Raw genomic sequence first — 1,673 nt, forward strand, 5'->3', positions numbered from 1 at the left:
ATATGTGAATTGAAAAGCCTGTTAAATTATCACAATCAGAAAGAAGCAAGAAACCTGATGCGCCCTCACTTATGGCATCCTCCAATTGAACTCTCAGACCAGGAAGCGTTGATTGTCAAACGCACGTTCCCGAGCCAAGCTCTTTACGTTTCTTCGACTAAACCGTTCATTCATATTTAATGATGAGTTCCAAGAAGAACTTGCTACAATTTTTAAAGACAGCACAGTGGGTCATAGCCCAATTCCTCCTGCACAACTTGCCTTAGCAATTATTCTGCAAGCCTACTTAGGCATTTCTGATGATGAAGTAATTGAAGAAATGCTCATGGATCAACGTTGGCAGTTAGTTCTCGATCGCCACTTTGGTGAGATTCAGAAAGGGCTTAATTAAAAAAGAACTAGACCAACGTTTAATTGACCGCACCGTAGAAATTGCCAAGCAAAAAGGTGGGTTTGGCTCATCTCAACTCAAAGCGGCTTTAGATTCTTCCCGATTATGGGGAGCAGGTAAAGTCGAAGATACATATAATCTCTTGGGTTATGATGAGCGTAAAGCAGTGAGTATGATAGCTGCTGTGCAGGGGCGCTCGCCAGCAGAAATTGCCGAGTTAACTGGTGCGCCAGTTCTTAATAGTTCCAGCTTAAAAACAGCCTTGGACTTAAATTGGGATGAGCCTTCAGAGCGTCAAAACGCACTCTCAATCATTCTAAACAGCTTATGTTCCGTAGAAGAATGGATGCAAAGCCAGTCTAGTTGTGATGAGTTTGAAGTCGCCAAAGAGACTCTGGATGTAGCCCGAGTGATTGAATCTCAAAATGTAACTTTTGACTCACAAGGCGTTCCGAGTTTAAGTAAGGGGGTCGCCAAGGAGCGTCGCATTTCTATTGAAGACCCAGATAGGTGGCATGGGCGTAAAAGCCGCTCTAAAAAAATAGATGGATATAAACGCCACATCCTCAAAGATTTAGACAGTGGTATAGTTTGCGCGGTGGCGTTGACCAGGGCCAATACTCCAGAATCTGCTGCTACAATCTCCCAGTGAACGTAACTTAAGATTTGAAAATATTCACCTATCTGAGTTACATATCACTCGGGCTTATTTATCTAGTCATTGGGTGACACAACGGGATGATAAATTACAGATATTTTGCAAAGCGTGGCCGGTCAGAAATTCTGGAAGGTTTGATAAAAATTATTTTTTTTTGACTGGGATACGCATTTAATTAGCTGTCCCAATCAGGTAAGTATCCCATTTGACCCGGGAAAAATTGTTCATTTTCCTCAGAATGAATGTGCAATTTGTCCTTTAAGAGCCGACTGCACAAACAGTAAAAAAGGACGGACTGTATCAATTCATCCCTCGGAAGCCTTAATGCAAGAGTTGCGAGGGCGTCAATCCACTGCTATTGGTCGAGTAGACTTAAGAAAACGTACTACAGTTGAACACTCTCTGGCTCATATTGGGCATTGGCAGGGGAATCGTGCTCGCTATATTGGGCAGCGGAAAAATCTTTTCGATTTAAGGCGAGTCGCTGTTGTCCATAATCTTCATGTCATTGCTCAAATGGATAAGGTTCGACCAATTACACCAGGCCTAGAGTCGAACTCATGCACTGGCTAATTTCATAAAGTCCTTTTTTTGTCAACTCCTAATACTGAACCGACGCCCTAG

1 pseudogene is annotated in these 1,673 nt (G+C 42.7%); it reads left to right on the forward strand.

The features are described from left to right. Positions 1–57 precede the first annotated feature (57 nt). A pseudogene (locus JGK39_RS33475) lies at positions 58–1,622 on the forward strand (transposase). The last annotated feature ends 51 nt before the right edge of the window (positions 1,623–1,673 follow it).

It is taken from the genome of Microcoleus sp. PH2017_12_PCY_D_A (genome assembly GCF_020738565.1).
In the GTDB taxonomy this organism is placed as follows: Bacteria; Cyanobacteriota; Cyanobacteriia; order Cyanobacteriales; family Microcoleaceae; genus Microcoleus.